Below are 15,579 nucleotides of genomic sequence, written 5' to 3' on the forward strand. Positions count from 1 at the left end.
GGTGGGATTCCGATGAGCACATACTGCAGTCAGATTGCCTTCGTGTGTCAGGATGCCAGGGCCCTCCGGTCTTGGTACGGCGCCCTGTTCGGTTTTGTGTCGTCGGGGCGGACCATCTATGCGGGCAAGCTGTCTACCCGGGTGATGGGAATCGACGGCGTAAATACGCGCTGCTATTGGTCTCTCGATGGCAATGCCGATATGTTCCAGCTGGAGTTCTTCGACTTCCGGTCGCCGGAAATGCGGCCCCGCCCGGAACACTGGAGCCCGGCGATGCCGGGTTATGCCTGTATCGGAATCTATAGCCAACGGTTCCAGTGTTGCGTTGATGCCCTGTCGGCCCAGCAGCGTCTGCAGGCCGTGGAGGGAGAAACCGGTGGCAGGGTGGCGTACGCCAGTGACCCCGAGGGTAACGCGCTGGAAATCTATGAACGGGATCCGCTGCCGGACGCTGGCTGGAATGGCCGGAAGCAACCGTGCGCAGTGCGGCTGATCCGGCTCAATTCCCACGATGCCGAAGGCGTGGCGCGTGCCTGGTCTGGCTCACTTGGCGTGACGCCGGTGCAGATGCCCGAGGGGTGGGCTCAGCGTCTTTCCGTGGTGAAGCAGGGTCTGTCAGAACCGAGGTACCTGCGTGGCGGCGGCGTTGTGGTGGAAATCTGTCGCACCGCTGAGCCGTTTCCGGGAGGTCAACGTCCGCCGTTGTACCAGCACGGTTTCATGAACTTTGCCCTTAACACCCAGTCCCGTATTGAATGGGACGAGGTGTATGCCCAAGCCCTCTGGTCGGGGTTTCGGGCTAATGGAAAGGCTCTGGAGGCGGGCATATTCAAAGTCATGTACATCAATGATCCGGACGGTAATAGCATAGAGCTTCTGTACCCCCGAAAATTTGCCTACCGGGTGACCGGGTTTCTTCCGAGCCTTCGCCTGGACGCGCTCCTCCGGTTGCTGCGCCGATGGCTGGCCCGGCGGGAGCAATAAACAAAAAAGCCGCTGGAAACAGCGGCTTTTTTGTCGTATTCGACGGCTTATTCTGACGGTTTTACCAGAATCTTGACGTCGTTTTCAGGCTTGCCCAATCGGTCGAAGGCGGATTCGATATCACTCAGGCCCACCGTGTCGGAAATCAACCCACCGGCATCGAGCTCGCCGTTGGCAAGGTGGTTCAAGGTCGCTCCGAACTCCTCACCGCTGTAGAAACTGACAAAGCGGAGATCGATTTCTTTCATGACCGGGTAGGATGGCATTATCGTGTCCTTTTCCATGCACAGACCCACAACCACGACCCGAGCCCCGTAGGGTGCGCCAGCACAGACATTCTGGATCAGGCCAGGTACACCCACACATTCGAAAATCAGCGAGGGTCTCAGGTCCGCGCCTCCGAACAGGGGAGAGATCGGGCCGGCCTCTTCCGGATTCGCGGTCTGGGCTGCTTCTTTCCAGCTGTCATAGGGTGAATGCTCGGCCGGGTTGACCACCACATCCGCGCCCATTTTTCTGGCAAGGTCGCGACGCGCTCTCGAGAAATCCGACGCCACGATGGGGCCAATCTTCATCATCTTCAGCACGGCAATAACGGCAAGACCGATCGGGCCGCAGCCGATGACCAGGGGTACGTGGTTCCGGGTTGGCTCGCCCCGGTTGACCGCGTGCAGGGCAACGGCCATGGGCTCGGTCAGGGCCGCCATGTCCGGGCTCAGGCCATTGGGGACTTTCATGGTGAGCCGGCTGTCGACCAGCATCTGCTCGGAAAAGCCCCCGGGAACGTCGGCGGAACTGAAGCCAATCATGGCAAGACCCTCTTCCCGCATCAGGAAGGGCAGGGAGACGACCTGGTCGCCAGCCTTGAACGTCGAGCCTTGCCGAGTCTCCAGGACTTCCCCGACAAACTCGTGTCCCATCAATATGGGTCTGTCGGCGTCGATGATGGCGCTACCGACGACCTCGCGGGAGCTGTCGGCTAGCTCATGGGTGTGGTGCCGGCAATGCAGGTCGGACCCGCAAATGCCGCAAACCAGAGATTTGATGAGGAGCTCGTTCTCACGTGGTTTGGGTTCCGGCAGATCCACGATCTTCAGGTTGTTGTTTTCAACGATGGCACTACGCATTGGGTGTCTCCTTGGTGTTTTTTGGTGGCATAGTCAGAAGCCCGCGTTAGGTGCGGGCTTCCTTGTCAAAGGACTGACTCTCGGTTCCGCTCAGCTCGCCCATCTCTCTGAGCCACGCTTCGGAACGTTTCATCCCCTCTTCGAGGTTGACCTTGGGTTCGAAGCCGAGGTGTTTCCGTGCGTTCTCAATGGAAAATCCGCCCTTGCGCGCGAACATCAGCATGGCGTCGGGCGTGACCTCGTTGGGGCGCTTGAGCGTGCGGTTCAGCCACCAGATGCCCTGGGTGAGTTTCAGGGCAGCTGCCAGAGGCATGCTGGGTGGGAAACCCGAGTTGCCGGCCCAGCGCCAGTGATTCATGAAGAATTCCCGGCAGGTCACGGGCTCGTCGCCCCAGAGAATGAAAATACGGCCGCTTCCCGCGGGCAGGCCGGCGGCGAGAAGGGTGCCGTCGACCAGGTCATCGATGTACACAGGGGTAAAGATGCCCTTGCCCCGGTTGGGCAGGATCAGTTGGCCGGCCCGGGCCATCTTCAAGGGTTCCAGCAACCAGGGGCGGGAGCCCGGACCATAGACGTCACCCGGGCGGATGATGGTGCAGTCGATTTCACCGGCGGCGTGGGCGGCGAGCACCGTGTGTTCGGAGGCGCCCTTGGCCACGCCGTAGCGGTAGTGTTCACCAATCACCACGGGAGCCGTCTCGTCCGCTCCGGGTTCGTAGTCGTAGCCCATGGCCGCGATGGATGAAAAATGCACGAAGCGCTGTGCACCGCCGGCAATGGCGACGTCCAGGGCGTTGCGAACGCCGACCAGCGATGTGGTGGAATAAGTCTCCCAGTCGGCGGCCAGCGACACCACCGCCGCGGTGTTGATAAAGAGGTCGCAGCCTTTGGCATGATCGCGCCAGCCTGATGGATTGGTCAGGTCTCCGGCTATGACGTTGCGCTCTTCATCCGCCTGCAAATCCATGCCGCAGACCTCGCAGCCCAGCTCGCGGTAGCGGCGGTAGATGGTGCGACCAATGAAACCGTTGGCGCCGGTTATGAAGACTTTTGAGGGGAGGGAGGGCTTCTGCCCGTCCCGACCAGTTGGAAGAGACATGGGGTGGCTCCTGTTCTGTTTATTGTGTTGTTCCTATCGTGCGTAGTTTTTGATGCCCGTATTTTTCAATTCACGACAAATTACAGGTAAAACACGCCAGTTATTTTATGGCGTGAAATAACAAGCTGTTGACGTTGTAAGCCAAGGAGCAAGTACGACTAATTGGTCATAGTGTGGGCAGAAATTACCCAACGGATTGGCTTTACATGAATTCAGGCCCTGACCCCACCAAGTATTCAACGCGCCCGCTCGAACTCTCATTCACGACTCGGTGCAAACTCCTTGTGCTGCGTTGGCTGCTGCGGCCGTTTATGGCCTACCTGTTGCGCGGGCACCCCCGACGCGTAGCCCGTGCGCAGATTGGCATCGCCGGTCGCTGGGCAAGCGCCCGTCAGAGGGAGCGGTTTCGCTATGACTACCACTGGGGTGAGGGCGGGGCGGTAGCAGGCCACTCGCTGGGTACACCGTTTACCAGTACCGGTGATCCGGTACTTCTGTGGTTGCATGGCGGCGCGTTTGTTCTTCCGGCGATGCCCAGGGGACACCTGTCCTTCACAGAGCGCCTTTGTGACCCCCTGGCGGCCAGCGCCTTTATTCCGGATTACCGGCTGGCGCCCGCCAACCCCTTTCCCGCCGCCCTCGACGACTGTGAGGCCGCATACCGTCTGCTGCTTGATTCCGGGATTCCCGCTGAGCGGATTGTGCTGGGCGGCGAGTCGGCCGGAGGTAATCTGCTGGTGTCGCTGCTGTACCGAATCCGGGGTCGCGGAATGCCGATGCCGGCGTGTGCCATCGCGGTCTCGCCCGCGCTTGACCTTGGCCGTCTGCACGGTTCGCCATCCCGGTTCGCCAATGCCGGTCGCGACGCCATGCTTCCAGTTGCCTCGCTGGCGCAAGCCCTGGACTGGTACCTGGACGGCGCTGACAGCGCCAACCCGGAAATATCACCGCTGCTGGGCGAATGCCGGGGCTTGCCACCGACCCTGATCGTCGCCAGCGAGGCGGAACTGCTGAGGGACGACAGTGTGTTGTTTGCCCGCCGACTCGCCGCGGCCGGCGTTCCTACCGAACTGGCCCTGTGGCCCCACCTCCCGCACGCCTTCCCGCTGCTGGAGGATTGGTTTCCGGAAGCCTCCGGTGCCAGACAACAAATAACAACGTTTATGAAAGAGCAGCTCCAGAAAGGAGCCGGATGCTCGGGAGAGAGAAGATGACAAATTATAAGAAATTGACGCCATTGGACGCGGCCTTTGTCCAGCTGGAAAACCCCAATGCGCCCATGCACGTGGCCGGATTAATGATCTTCGAGCTGCCGGCAAAAGCCGGTGCCGATTTCGTGACCCGGCTGGTCGAGGACTGGCGTAACGAAACCCGGATCAAGGCCCCCTGGAACCAGAAACTGGTGTCTCCGTCCCGGTGGCAGCTGGCGCCAAGGCTGAAGACCTGCCACGACCCGGACCTCGAATACCATGTCCGCCACCTGTTCTTGCCCAAGCCGGGTGGCCAGAGGGAGCTGGGGCAGTTGGTTGCCCGCCTGCACAGCCAGCCCATGGATCTGAGAAAACTGCTGTGGGAATGCTTCATCATCGAGGGCCTGGCCGACAACCGCTTCGCCATCTACATGAAATTCCACCATTCGATGGTCGATGGCATCAGCGCGAATATCCTGCTGATGAAGGGGCTGTCAGAGCGCCGCGCCGACAATAAAACGGCGCCGTTCTGGGTTCACTCGGCACCGGAAAAACCGTTCCAGCCAGGACCACTCCAGATTCCCTCCGCCCAGGCGTTGATGAGTACCGCGGCGAACGTCCTCAAGTTGTTCGGCAGAGATGATGAGCTCACCACCTTTCGCTCGGCGCCCTACACGCCCTTGAATGGCCCGATTGCAGCCCAGCGGCGTTTCGCCACCCAGAGCTTTTCGATGGATCGGATCAAGGCCGTGGCCCGACAGGCGGGGGTCAGCCTCAACGATGTGCTGCTCTGTCTCGTCGGCGGTACGCTCCGCCGATATCTGCAGCGCGTTACCGCGCTTCCGGGGGATAGCCTGACCGCGGCCATCCCCATCTCCCTGCGTGCCGAGGGCGATCAGAGTTGCGGCAATGCCGTGGGCATGATCTTCAGCATTCTCGGAACCAACATTGCGGACCCGGTGGTGCGCCTGCAGAAGATTCATCAGTCCACCGACCTGGCCAAACAGCAGGTGCTGGGTCTGCCCCAGGAAATGCGGGTGCCCTATTCCCTGGTAAGCATGATGCCTTCGGTGCTCCGGATGCTCATTGGTGTCACCGGAAAAACCCGTCCGCTATTCAACACGGTGGTGTCCAACGTGCCTGGCGGCAGCGAGGAAAAGTTCCTCAGGGGCGCGCGCCTGGTGAATCTGTATCCGGCGAACATCGTGTTCCCGGGGATGGCGGTGAGCTTCACCTGCTACAGCCATGCGGGAACCCTCAACGTGGGTATCACCGCCTGTCGGGATACCGTTCCGCACATGCAGAAACTGGCGCTCGGAATGGAGGAGGCATGTAGGGAGCTCGAGGAGAAACTGGGCGTTGGTGAGCCAGCGAAAGCGGCGGTGGCCCACGCTGTCGAGGAGGCGGTATGACCCTGAGAAAAATGCCGTTGCTGGATGCCGCGTCCCTGCAACTGGAAGGCAAGAACATGCCGATGCACATTGCGGCGCTGATGACCTTTTCCTATCCCACCTCGCTGACCGATCACGAACGCAAAACGTTCGTCAGTAGCCTGATCGCTCGCTGGCGAGAGGAAACCCGGGTCGTCTATCCCTGGAATCAGGTGCTCACGCGTCCCACCCGCTGGCAGCTCAGGCCTGCCACCCGGGAAGTCTACGATCTGGACCTGGAATATCACCTGAGGCAGTGGTCCTTGCCGGCGCCCGGTGGTGAAAAAGAGCTGGGCCACATGATCGCCTGGATTCACGAATTACCGATGGATCTGGAAAAGCCGCTCTGGGAGTGCCACTTCATCGAAGGGCTCTCCGACAACCGGTTTGCTCTCTACGTAAAGATCCATCACGCGCTTGTCGACGGCATCAGTGGCACCCGTCTGGTGGTGGGCAGCCTGTCGACGGACGCGGACTCACTGAGTACCCCGATGTGGGCCAAGGTGCAGGCGGAGATCGACACGGGCGGGGCCAAAGCGTCGGACAGAGGCGCGTTGCCAAGCCTCTCAGACCTGAAGGCGGGTGTCGCAGCGTCCCTGAAGCTGCGCACCAAAAACGAGACCCTGACAACGTTCAGATCGACGCCCGAGACCATCCTGAATGGCCCGATTGGCGCCCATCGCCGGGTGGCCACCCAGCACTTTGAACTGGCACGGCTGAAAACGCTGGCGAAGACGACAGGAGCCACGGTCAATGATGTGGTGCTGGCGATTGTGGGTGGCGCCTTGCGCGAGTACCTGCTCGAGGCAAATGCATTGCCTGAGGATTCGCTCACCGCAGCGCTGCCGGTGTCCACGAGAAAACCCGGTGACGTCAGTATTGGCAATCAGGTGAGCCTGTTATTTGGCAGCCTGGGAACCAACATTGCTGATCCAGCCCTTCGTCTGGAGTACGTCAAACGGTCGACACAAGCCGGGAAGGCCATGCTGAACGAGCTTCCTGCCCATGCCGTCAATGTCTATTCACTGCTTTCGACCGGTCCCTTTCTGTCGTCCGTGGTGCTTGGCATCGGCAGGGCCGGGCGTCAGCTGTTCAATACCACAGTCTCTAACGTCCCCGGACAGCGCGAAGCCCGCTATCTGGATGGTGCTGAATTGCTTCACGTCTACCCCGTCAGCCTGATCATGCCGGGCATTCCCTTGAACTTCACCTGCGTCAGTCACGGCGATTTCCTGAACTTCGGCATGGTGGCCTGCCGGGACCGGGTGCCCCATGTGCAGCGGCTGGCTGTGGGCATGGTTGATGCCCTGGAGGAGCTCGAAAACAATCTCCTCAAGCGCGGGGAGAACCATTCGGCCTGACTGGCGCTAAAAGCCAAATTTGTGGCACTGAAGAGCAAACGTGCCTAGGTATTTCTACGGAATACTGACGCTCGCTTGAAACACAAAAACAACATTCCATGCATCCCATCGGGTGTGTGGCGGAGTGATCAAAACATGAATAATGCGAAGTCTTTCCGGGTTAACCGACTCAGTGCGGGTATTGTGATGGCGCTGACCCTCGGTGGTGCCAATACGGCGACCGCCTTCAATTTCGATGCGGGCGAGTGGGATGGCGGCCTCAATACCACCATTTCGTTCGGATCGAGCTGGCGTATGCAGGACCCTGATCCTGCCCTGTACAGCGCACAGAATGCTGCGCTGGTTGGCGAAGAGCCGGGCACCGGTGGCAAGTCGGATGGCGGTAACCTGAACTACGACAAGGGCGACCGGTTTTCCACCGTGGCCAAGTTTCTGACCGAATTCTCCCTCGAAAAAGACTACATGGGCGCGCTCGTCCGGGTAAAGGGCTGGTACGACCAGGCCCTGGAGGACGAGGATGTCCGCTTCGGCAACCAGGCCAACGGCTACCAGCAGGGTGAACCGCTGTCGGATCGCGGCTATCAGAATCTCCAGAAATTCTCTGGTGTCCAGCTCATGGACGCGTTTGTCTATAACACCTGGGACATTAACTACAAGCCCTTGCAGATTCGCCTGGGGCGACAGGTAGTGAACTGGGGTGAAAGCCTGTTCATCCAGGGCGTGAACCAGGGGATCAACCCCATTGACGTGCCCGCCTTCCGCCGTCCCGGCACAGAACTGCGCGAGGTACTGCTGCCCACGAACATGCTCTACGCGAACATGGGGCTTGGCAGTGGCGTGTCCGTTGAAGCCTACTATCAGTTCGAATGGCAGAATTCCCCGATTGAGGGCTGTGGCCATTACTGGGCGGTCACCGAGAACCTGATCTCGCCTGACCTCAGTGGCTGCGTGAGCGCCGTGGGCGTGGGACCGGGCAGTTCCCCGGATGACTTGCAGGGCGGCACCTATTATCCCCAGGCCGCCCGAAACGATACCAGTGACCAGGGCCAGTTCGGTGTTGCCTTGCGCTTCCCGGCCGATGCCATCGGCACTGAATTCGGTCTCTACGCCATTAACTACCACTCCAAGATGCCGGTACTGGGCATCAATACCGGCAGTGGTCCCGGTACCGGCGTAGCGACCCTGATTCCCATGCAGCTGGATTCCCAGTTCGGCACCACGCCGGGGGATGTCTCCTGGGTCTATCCGGAAGATATTCAGCTGTACGGCATCAGTGCTGCCGCCAACATCGCCAGCTGGTCGGTGGGCGCGGAACTGACCCATTCCAGGAACTTTCCTGTCATCCTCAACGGCGCAGACCTGGTTGTTGGTGCGGCCCAGGGTGTGGGGCCACTGGGGGAAACCTTCGCCACGGCTGAGGCCAATGAGAGTGTCGACGGGTTCCGGCGCTACAACAAGACCCAGTTCCAGATCAACGGTCTGAACCTTTGGTCCAACATTCTGGGCGCGCAGACGGCTCTGTTGATTGCCGAGGTGGGATTCCAGTACGGCGATGTGCCTGACACCTATACCGGTGTTAGGCATGGTCGCGGGTTTACCTTCGGCTTCGGCCAGCACGAAGACTTTTTCGATGGCGCCGATCCCTGCTCGGTGGGCGCAAACACCTCCCCGGCCGGTTGCAAGAACGAGGGCTATGTCACGGACTTCTCCTGGGGCTACCGGGTGCGCGGCTCGCTGGATTACCAGAACCCGTTTGGTCTGGGTCTCCTGGTGCAGCCCTCCCTGTTCGTCGGTCACGACGTCAAGGGTAACTCTCTTGATGGTCAGTTCCAGGAAGGCCGGATCTCAACCACCCTGGCGACCGACTTCACCTACCTGAAGCGACACAAGTTTGGCGCAAGCTACGTGCACTTCGCGGACTCTGCGGATTACAACGATCTGCGCGACCGTGACTATGCCTCCGTCAATTACAGCTACACCTTCTAAAACAAAAATCCGAGGATACTGACATGCAATTTTCCAGAAACAGACTGTATCGGGCGCTGGCGGTTTCTGCCGCCTTCGCCTTTACCGCTCCCGCCATGGCCGAGCTTTCCCCTGAGGAAGTGGCAAAGCTGGGAACGGAACTGACGCCGGTGGGTGCCAACCCGAATGCCAACGACGACGGCACCATCCCGGCGTGGACCGGAGGGCTGACGTCGCCCCCGGAAGGCTGGGAGCCGGAGCAGGGGTATATCGATCCGTTCCCGCAGGACGAGGTGAAGTTCACCATCACGGGGGACAACCTCGACCAGTACCGTGACAAGCTGAGCGCCGGTCAGATTGCCCTGCTCGAGAAGTACGACAACTTCCGGATGCCGGTGTACGAAACCCGCCGTACCGCGGCCTTGCCCCAGAAGGTGTATGACACCATCAAGGCCGAGGCGCCGGACGTGAAGCTGGAGGGTTTTGGCATCAAGAACCTGGATGGCGCCAACGTGCCGTTCCCGATTCCGGAAAACGGACTGGAAGCAATCTGGAACCACAACGTCCGTTACCTGGGTGGCGGCGTTGAGCGTCAGTACCACTGGTTCCCGGTGCAGGGCGACGGCGATTTCTACAAGGTGGGCTTCCTCGAGAAGCGGATTTTCGATGAGAACATGGACCGTCAGTCCGAGAACCGCCTGTTGAACTACACCGCGAAGTACACCTCGCCACCGACGCTGGAAGGCACGGTCCAGCTGGTTCACGAACCGATTGACCAGGTCGAGGAAGTACGGTCTGCCTGGATTTACAATGTCGGGCAGCGCCGGGTGCGACGCGCTCCGGATCTGGCCTACGACAACGCCAACGACGGTACCGAGGGGATTCGTGTCACCGACCAGTTCGATGCTTACAACGGTGCGCCCGATCGCTACAACTGGAAGCTGGTGGGCAAGAAGGAAATCTACGTTCCCTACAACGCCTATAAGCTGAGCGATAAGTCCCTGAACTACGAGAAGGATATTCTTCGCACCAACACCATCAATTCGGATCTGATGCGTTATGAACTGCACCGGGTGTGGGTGGTTGAGGCGACGCTGCGCGAGAACAGCAGCCACATCTATGGCAAGCGTACCTTCTACCTCGATGAGGACTCCTGGAACGTTCTGATGGAAGACGCCTACGACACCCGCGGTGACCTGTGGCGCGTCGCGATCCACCCGCTCATCCAGTTCTACGATGTCATGGTGCCCTGGTACCGGGCCAATATTTACCACGATCTGAATAACGGCTCTTACCTGGTATCGAACCTGGCCAACGAAATTGACGAACCCTGGGAGTTTGGTGTCAAGGGTCGCTACATTGAGTTCCAGCCGGACGCGCTTCGTCGTAGCGGGCGCTGAGTGACCACGGCGGGGGTTCAACGCCCGCCGTTTCTTCTTTTCCGATCAGGTAAACCTCTCATGGCTAATTCAAACTTTCGGGCCGGGGCCGTCGCTCTGGCTCTGGGGGCGTGTGCGCCTGCTGTTTGGGCTGAAAAGCCGCCCCTGTCTTACGACATTTCCGCCGACCGGGTGGCCATCTTCGACCTCGCGAGCAATGAACAGGTCTATTACGCCGTCGGTGAGCGGGGCGTTCTGCTGACCAGCACCGGGCCTGTGCCGGATGCGTGGCAGAGCCAACGTCTGCCCGCCACCGACTCGGTGATGGGTATCGCCTTCGGGGAGAATGGCCGGGGCGTCGTGGTCGGCCACGGCAGCATGATTCTGTACACCACTGACCATGGCACCACCTGGACGCCGGTGGATGTGTCCGAGCATGGGCGAGGGGATCCGTTCATGGATGTCGCCTACCTGGGAAGCGGGCGGTTCCTGGCGGTGGGTGCGTTCGGACTGGTCATGGAATCAGTGGATGGCGGTGAAACCTGGCAGCCCGCGAGCATTTCCGAGGACTACTTCGACCGGCACCTGTACAGCATCGCCCGGGCGGGTGATGACTGGCTGCTGATCGGCGAGAGCGGTTCGCTGTTTGTCAGCGCCGATGGCGGCGAGCAGTGGGAAAAACTCGCGTCGCCGTACGAGGGATCCTTCTTTGGCGGCCTGCAGACGCCCGATGGTGCCTGGCTGCTCTATGGCATGCGTGGGCAGATCTGGCGTACCGAAGACGGCGGTGCGACCTGGAAGAAGGCGAAAGTGGACCTCGCCACCGCCATCAATGCCCATGAAACCGGGCCCGAGGGCCAGGTCTTCCTGTTCGGCAATGGCGGACAGGTGCTGGTGAGCGAGGACGACGGCCGTCATTTCTCGCCTGCTTCACGCAGTGGGTTGCCGGGTGATATTACCGCCGCGACCAGAATCAACGGCAAGTGGCTGGTGGCCGGCACCGCGGGCGTTCGCCTTTGGAATGGTCAGGGAGAATAAGTCATGAATTCAGAGCAGAAGAAAACGGGCTTGACCCGAGTACTGGCCCGCGGGGTGTTCCGATTCCGTATTACCTTGCTGGTGGTCATGGCGGCCATCACGCTGGCCCTCGGCTACTCCGCCAGTCATTTGCGCGTGGATGCGGGCTTCATGAAGATGATCCCGCTCAGTCACGAGTACATGGGCACCTTCCTGGACTACCAGGGCGAGTTTGTGGGCGCGAACCGGATCATGGTGTCCCTGCGCAACGAAAATGGCACGGTGTTCGACAAGGAATTCCTGAGCTCGTTAAAGCAGGCGACCGAATCCGTGTTTTATCTGGAGGGCGTTGAACGAAGCTCTGTGACGTCGATGTTCACGCCGAATGTTCGCTACTCCGAGGTGGTTGAGGAAGGTTTTGTCGGGGGTAACCTGATTGAAGCCGACTACTCCGGTACACAGGCAGAACTGAAAGAAATCCGGGAGCGGACCCTCAAATCCAGTTGGGTTGGCCAGATTGTCGCCAATGACCTGCGATCGGCAATGGTCGTCGCAACCCTTCAGGAAGTGAATCCGGACACGGGTGAGAAGATTGACCTGCAAGCCGTTGCGAACAACCTCGAGGACATCCGTTCCGAACTTGAGAACGAGTCCCTTGAAGTCAACATCATCGGTTTCTCCAAGGCCATTGGTGATATCGCCAACGGCGCCCGTGGTGTGCTCGTGTTCTTCGCCGTTGCGGTCGTTATTATCGCGGTGTTGCTGTACTGGTACACCCGCTCGAAGCGCCTGACCCTGCTCACCCTGGTCACCGCATCGCTGCCGGTTGTCTGGCTGTTGGGCCTGCTGCCGCTGCTGGGGCTCAGCCTGGACCCGATGTCGATTCTGGTGCCCTTCCTGATCTTTGCCATCGCCGTGTCGCACGCGGTGCAGATGTGCAATTCCTGGAAACTTGATGTGCTGGCCGGTGCCAATATCCGCACCGCGGCTGAAGACAGCCTGACCGATCTGGTGGTTCCCAGTGTGGTCGCGTTGGCGGCCAACGTACTGGGTTTCCTGGTCATTGCATTCGTCGATATCCAGATGGTGCATGAGCTGGCCGTCACCGCGACCCTGGGGGTTGGCGTCATGATTCTCACCAACTCGTTGGTGCTGCCGCCTCTCCTGTCGTTTACCAAGATGGATCAGCACGCACTGGACCGACTGACGGGTAAAGGCTCTCACTACTGGTTCTGGGAAAAGCTCAGCGTACTGGCAACCACACCGAAAGCGTGGGTGCCCATTGTCTGCGCTCTGGCTCTGACGGGCTATGGCATCTACCAGGCGGACCAGATGCACGTGGGGGATCTCGGGGACGGCGTACCGGAGCTACGTGATGACGCCCGCTACAACCAGGACGTCAGGGCGGTCACCTCGCAGTATTCCGTCGGTGTTGACGTACTGCAGGTCGTGGTTGAAGCCGACGGCGACAACATGCCCTGTGTTCAGCCTGAGCTGATGCAGCAGTTGGAAGAATTTGAACTGTTCCTTCGTCAGCAGCCGGGTGTGGCTTCTGTCGGTGCGCTGCCGGGGTTTGTGAAGGGCGTTACCCAGAACTACGCGGAAACCAACCCCAAGTGGCACGTGGTGCCGGGCAACCGCGCCCAGGTAGCCCAGGGTGTCGCGTTTGCGACCCGCGATGGCAGTACGCTGATGAACACCGCCTGTGACGCGATGGCCATTTCGGTGTTCCTGAGCGATCACAAGGCCGAGACCATATCCGGCATTGTCACGGCCATTAAGGAGTTCAAGTCCGTCTATGACAACGACACCCTGACCTATCGTCTGGCTTCCGGCAACGTCGGGGTGATGGCCGCCACCAACGAAGCGGTAACCGCGGCAAACCCGTGGGTCAACGGCGCGCTGTTCGCCTCGGTGACCCTGCTGTGTCTGGCCATGTTCCGCAGTCTCCGGATCAGCCTGTGCATCATCCTGCCGCTGGCCCTGGTGACGCTGCTGTGCAACGCCTTCATGTCATTGCTGGGCATCGGCCTGAAGGTGAACACCCTGCCGGTCATCGCCCTGGGTGTGGGCAGTGGTATCGACTACGGCATCTACCTGTTCGAGCGCATGAAGCACGAGCTGGATGCCCGCGACTGCAGCATTCAGGAGGCGTTTTTCGAAGCACTGAAGCAGCGTGGCACGGCGTCGGCGTTTACGGCGTTGACCATGACCGTCTCCGTGGCGACCTGGTACTTCTCGGACCTGAAGTTCCAGGCCGATATGGGGATCCTGCTGGCGTTCATGTTCCTGGTGAACCTGTTCGGCGCCATTCTGCTGTTGCCGGCGATCGCGGCGGTGTTGTTCCGCGACCGCTCGCTTGCAAAGCAACCAGACGAACCGGAATGCCCCGTCCAGAGCCAGCGGAAGGAAACCTCGACGGCTCAGGATGGTTTCTCGGGGGCCGGAGCCTATTCCAGAAGCTGACCTGAAGAGTTATCTCTGACCTTTGCCACCCCCCAGGGGTGGCTTTTTTTTGTCAGGATGGTTTTCCAGGCGGAATTCAGTTGGTGTGGTCTCCATGATGTCCCGGAAGGCCCGATTAAAGGAACTGAGGGTGCGATACCCGACATCAAGAGAGATGTTGAGAATGGGCGTTTCCGGTTCCCGGGCCAACCGTCGTGCGGCGTCTTCGATTCTCAGGTGGTTGATGTAGTCATTGAAGTTGCGATACCCGAGTGTCTGGTTGATGGTTTTGCGCACCCGGTACTCGGGAATTTGGAGGGATTCGGCCAGCCGCTTTAGTGTCAGTTTCTCGGTGGTGTAAAACCCTTCGTCCATCAGCCTGTTCAAGGCAGTCAGATCCTCGTTGTTCTCCAAATCGGCGGTTGCCCCCGAGGCGGGCGCAACCGCGTGTCCTGACGGTTGCGCCTGTTCAGTCTGGGTTTCGGGCGACAATTCAAGAATGCCCTCGCGGGCGGACACGAAACAGAGCAGGGTGGTCAGGGCCGCAAAGCTGACGATGATGCTTCGGGAATACTCGTGGTAGAGGCCGAAGTTCAGGCTGACGGTCGCGATACCGACGGAGCCGCCAACAATCAGCAGGAACGCCAGCCGGGCGCGTCGGCGGGACTCCACCAGATCCGCTCGCCAGTGTCGGATGACGTGCATGAGCGCATGCAGGACCACTATGTATTCAAACCACCGGCCCAGTTCCCAGCCAAAGAAGACCGCCAGGTCAGAAGATTCGCCAGCGATCACATGGGGTCTTGCCAGGGCCGGGACCACGAAGCTGTAAAGCGCCAGGAATCCCCAGACCGAGCGAAATCGGGGGCGCGACGCGAATATGAGTTGGCAGACAACCCAGAACAGGCCGGGCATGGCGGTTTGGAGGTCGGAGGCAATCCAGCGCCAGTCCTGTGGAACCAACGGAGCAACGAGATAGGCCGTGGCGGAGAGAAGAATCAGCAGAAAGATCTGCCCCACCAGCTGATGTCGAAAATCCCGCAGGATAATGAAGAACAGGCAAACCAGACAGCCGAGACCAAATCCCGTCAGGATGAGCAAAACGTTTCCCTCTAGTGCCGCATTTCTTGTTGTGTGAGCCGAGCTTACTGCAAGACGTGAGATTTTACAGCAGGGGATTCGGGTCCATTATTTTGCTCTGATTGAAATGTAGGTGCCAAAAACGGAAACCCGGCTCGTTCGTTTCTGTCCTGTAAATCACGAACCGACCGTCAATTGAAAACTTATTACTTACAGACTTTTGCCCATAAACGGCGGGTCCGGGCCTTGTTGCGAATTTCTATGGCCTGTTACTCGTTGAATTTGCTGACGAAATACATGCAAAGTGACTACCAAAAAACCGCTTGTTAACACAAAAAGGTTCAAGTTATGAGAGTTCCCGGATAGCGATTGACAAGCTGGGGAAGGGTCAATGGTGGTTAGAGTTGGCAGAAGATTTGAACTGCTTGGAAATACCGTGGACACATCCAAAAAAATGCCCCCAGAGAGGATTCGAACCTCTGACCTCTGCCTCCGGAGGGCT

The 15,579-nt window shown here is 59.6% G+C and carries 11 protein-coding genes; 8 read left to right on the plus strand and 3 right to left on the minus strand.

Annotated features, from left to right (window positions below):
* Positions 1-12 precede the first annotated feature (12 nt).
* Positions 13-984 carry a VOC family protein gene (locus QQF73_RS13975; RefSeq protein ID WP_219867835.1) on the plus strand — a complete coding sequence of 324 codons (972 nt, stop codon included), beginning with the start codon at positions 13-15 and terminating at the stop codon, positions 982-984.
* Between the two features lie 47 nt (positions 985-1,031).
* Here QQF73_RS13975 and QQF73_RS13980 read toward each other — a convergent pair whose 3' ends face one another.
* Both QQF73_RS13980 and QQF73_RS13985 read right to left on the minus strand, forming a co-directional pair.
* Positions 1,032-2,111, minus strand: a complete 1,080-nt coding sequence (locus QQF73_RS13980) for a zinc-binding dehydrogenase (protein ID WP_219867836.1) — start codon at positions 2,109-2,111, stop codon at positions 1,032-1,034.
* Positions 2,112-2,157: 46 nt separating this feature from the next.
* The gene (locus QQF73_RS13985; RefSeq protein ID WP_219867837.1) at positions 2,158-3,210 is read right to left on the minus strand and encodes an NAD-dependent epimerase/dehydratase family protein; all 1,053 of its coding nucleotides are present in this window, start codon (positions 3,208-3,210) and stop codon (positions 2,158-2,160) included.
* Between the two features lie 206 nt (positions 3,211-3,416).
* On the opposite strand from QQF73_RS13985, the gene QQF73_RS13990 reads away from it, so the two are divergent.
* From QQF73_RS13990 to QQF73_RS14020, 7 genes are all read left to right on the plus strand, one after another.
* Positions 3,417-4,424 (plus strand): alpha/beta hydrolase, encoded by a 1,008-nt coding sequence (locus QQF73_RS13990; RefSeq protein WP_219867838.1) that lies wholly within the window; start codon positions 3,417-3,419, stop codon positions 4,422-4,424.
* Positions 4,421-5,812 (plus strand): WS/DGAT/MGAT family O-acyltransferase, encoded by a 1,392-nt coding sequence (locus QQF73_RS13995; RefSeq protein ID WP_219867839.1) that lies wholly within the window; start codon positions 4,421-4,423, stop codon positions 5,810-5,812. Before QQF73_RS13990 ends, QQF73_RS13995 begins: the two co-directional genes overlap by 4 nt.
* Positions 5,809-7,191: a WS/DGAT/MGAT family O-acyltransferase gene (locus QQF73_RS14000; RefSeq protein WP_219867840.1), complete on the plus strand. Its 1,383-nt coding sequence runs from the start codon at positions 5,809-5,811 to the stop codon at positions 7,189-7,191. Before QQF73_RS13995 ends, QQF73_RS14000 begins: the two co-directional genes overlap by 4 nt.
* 135 nt (positions 7,192-7,326) lie before the next feature.
* Positions 7,327-9,177, plus strand: coding sequence for a DUF1302 domain-containing protein (locus QQF73_RS14005; protein WP_219867841.1), 1,851 nt, complete (start codon positions 7,327-7,329; stop codon positions 9,175-9,177).
* A gap of 23 nt (positions 9,178-9,200) precedes the next feature.
* A complete protein-coding gene (locus QQF73_RS14010; RefSeq protein WP_219867842.1) occupies positions 9,201-10,556 on the plus strand; it encodes a DUF1329 domain-containing protein in 1,356 nt (451 codons plus the stop codon).
* A gap of 60 nt (positions 10,557-10,616) precedes the next feature.
* The gene (locus QQF73_RS14015; RefSeq protein WP_219867843.1) at positions 10,617-11,573 is read left to right on the plus strand and encodes a WD40/YVTN/BNR-like repeat-containing protein; all 957 of its coding nucleotides are present in this window, start codon (positions 10,617-10,619) and stop codon (positions 11,571-11,573) included.
* A 3-nt stretch (positions 11,574-11,576) separates the two neighbouring features.
* Positions 11,577-14,018 (plus strand): efflux RND transporter permease subunit, encoded by a 2,442-nt coding sequence (locus QQF73_RS14020; protein WP_219867844.1) that lies wholly within the window; start codon positions 11,577-11,579, stop codon positions 14,016-14,018.
* Between the two features lie 9 nt (positions 14,019-14,027).
* Here QQF73_RS14020 and QQF73_RS14025 read toward each other — a convergent pair whose 3' ends face one another.
* On the minus strand, positions 14,028-15,098 hold the full coding sequence (locus tag QQF73_RS14025) for a helix-turn-helix domain-containing protein (protein ID WP_219867845.1): 1,071 nt from the start codon (positions 15,096-15,098) through the stop codon (positions 14,028-14,030).
* Positions 15,099-15,579 lie beyond the last annotated feature (481 nt).

Origin of the sequence: Marinobacter albus (assembly GCF_030238305.1) — a bacterium.
In the GTDB taxonomy this organism is placed as follows: domain Bacteria; phylum Pseudomonadota; class Gammaproteobacteria; order Pseudomonadales; family Oleiphilaceae; genus Marinobacter; species Marinobacter albus.

What these genes read in the sequence shown, in the direction of transcription:
- QQF73_RS13975 (WP_219867835.1), top strand. Translation starts at nt 13, where the DNA reads ATGAGCACATACTGCAGTCAGATTGCCTTCGTGTGTCAGGATGCCAGG.
- QQF73_RS13980 (WP_219867836.1), bottom strand. Translation starts at nt 2,111, where the DNA reads ATGCGTAGTGCCATCGTTGAAAACAACAACCTGAAGATCGTGGATCTG.
- QQF73_RS13985 (WP_219867837.1), bottom strand. Translation starts at nt 3,210, where the DNA reads ATGTCTCTTCCAACTGGTCGGGACGGGCAGAAGCCCTCCCTCCCCTCA.
- QQF73_RS13990 (WP_219867838.1), top strand. Translation starts at nt 3,417, where the DNA reads ATGAATTCAGGCCCTGACCCCACCAAGTATTCAACGCGCCCGCTCGAA.
- QQF73_RS13995 (WP_219867839.1), top strand. Translation starts at nt 4,421, where the DNA reads ATGACAAATTATAAGAAATTGACGCCATTGGACGCGGCCTTTGTCCAG.
- QQF73_RS14000 (WP_219867840.1), top strand. Translation starts at nt 5,809, where the DNA reads ATGACCCTGAGAAAAATGCCGTTGCTGGATGCCGCGTCCCTGCAACTG.
- QQF73_RS14005 (WP_219867841.1), top strand. Translation starts at nt 7,327, where the DNA reads ATGAATAATGCGAAGTCTTTCCGGGTTAACCGACTCAGTGCGGGTATT.
- QQF73_RS14010 (WP_219867842.1), top strand. Translation starts at nt 9,201, where the DNA reads ATGCAATTTTCCAGAAACAGACTGTATCGGGCGCTGGCGGTTTCTGCC.
- QQF73_RS14015 (WP_219867843.1), top strand. Translation starts at nt 10,617, where the DNA reads ATGGCTAATTCAAACTTTCGGGCCGGGGCCGTCGCTCTGGCTCTGGGG.
- QQF73_RS14020 (WP_219867844.1), top strand. Translation starts at nt 11,577, where the DNA reads ATGAATTCAGAGCAGAAGAAAACGGGCTTGACCCGAGTACTGGCCCGC.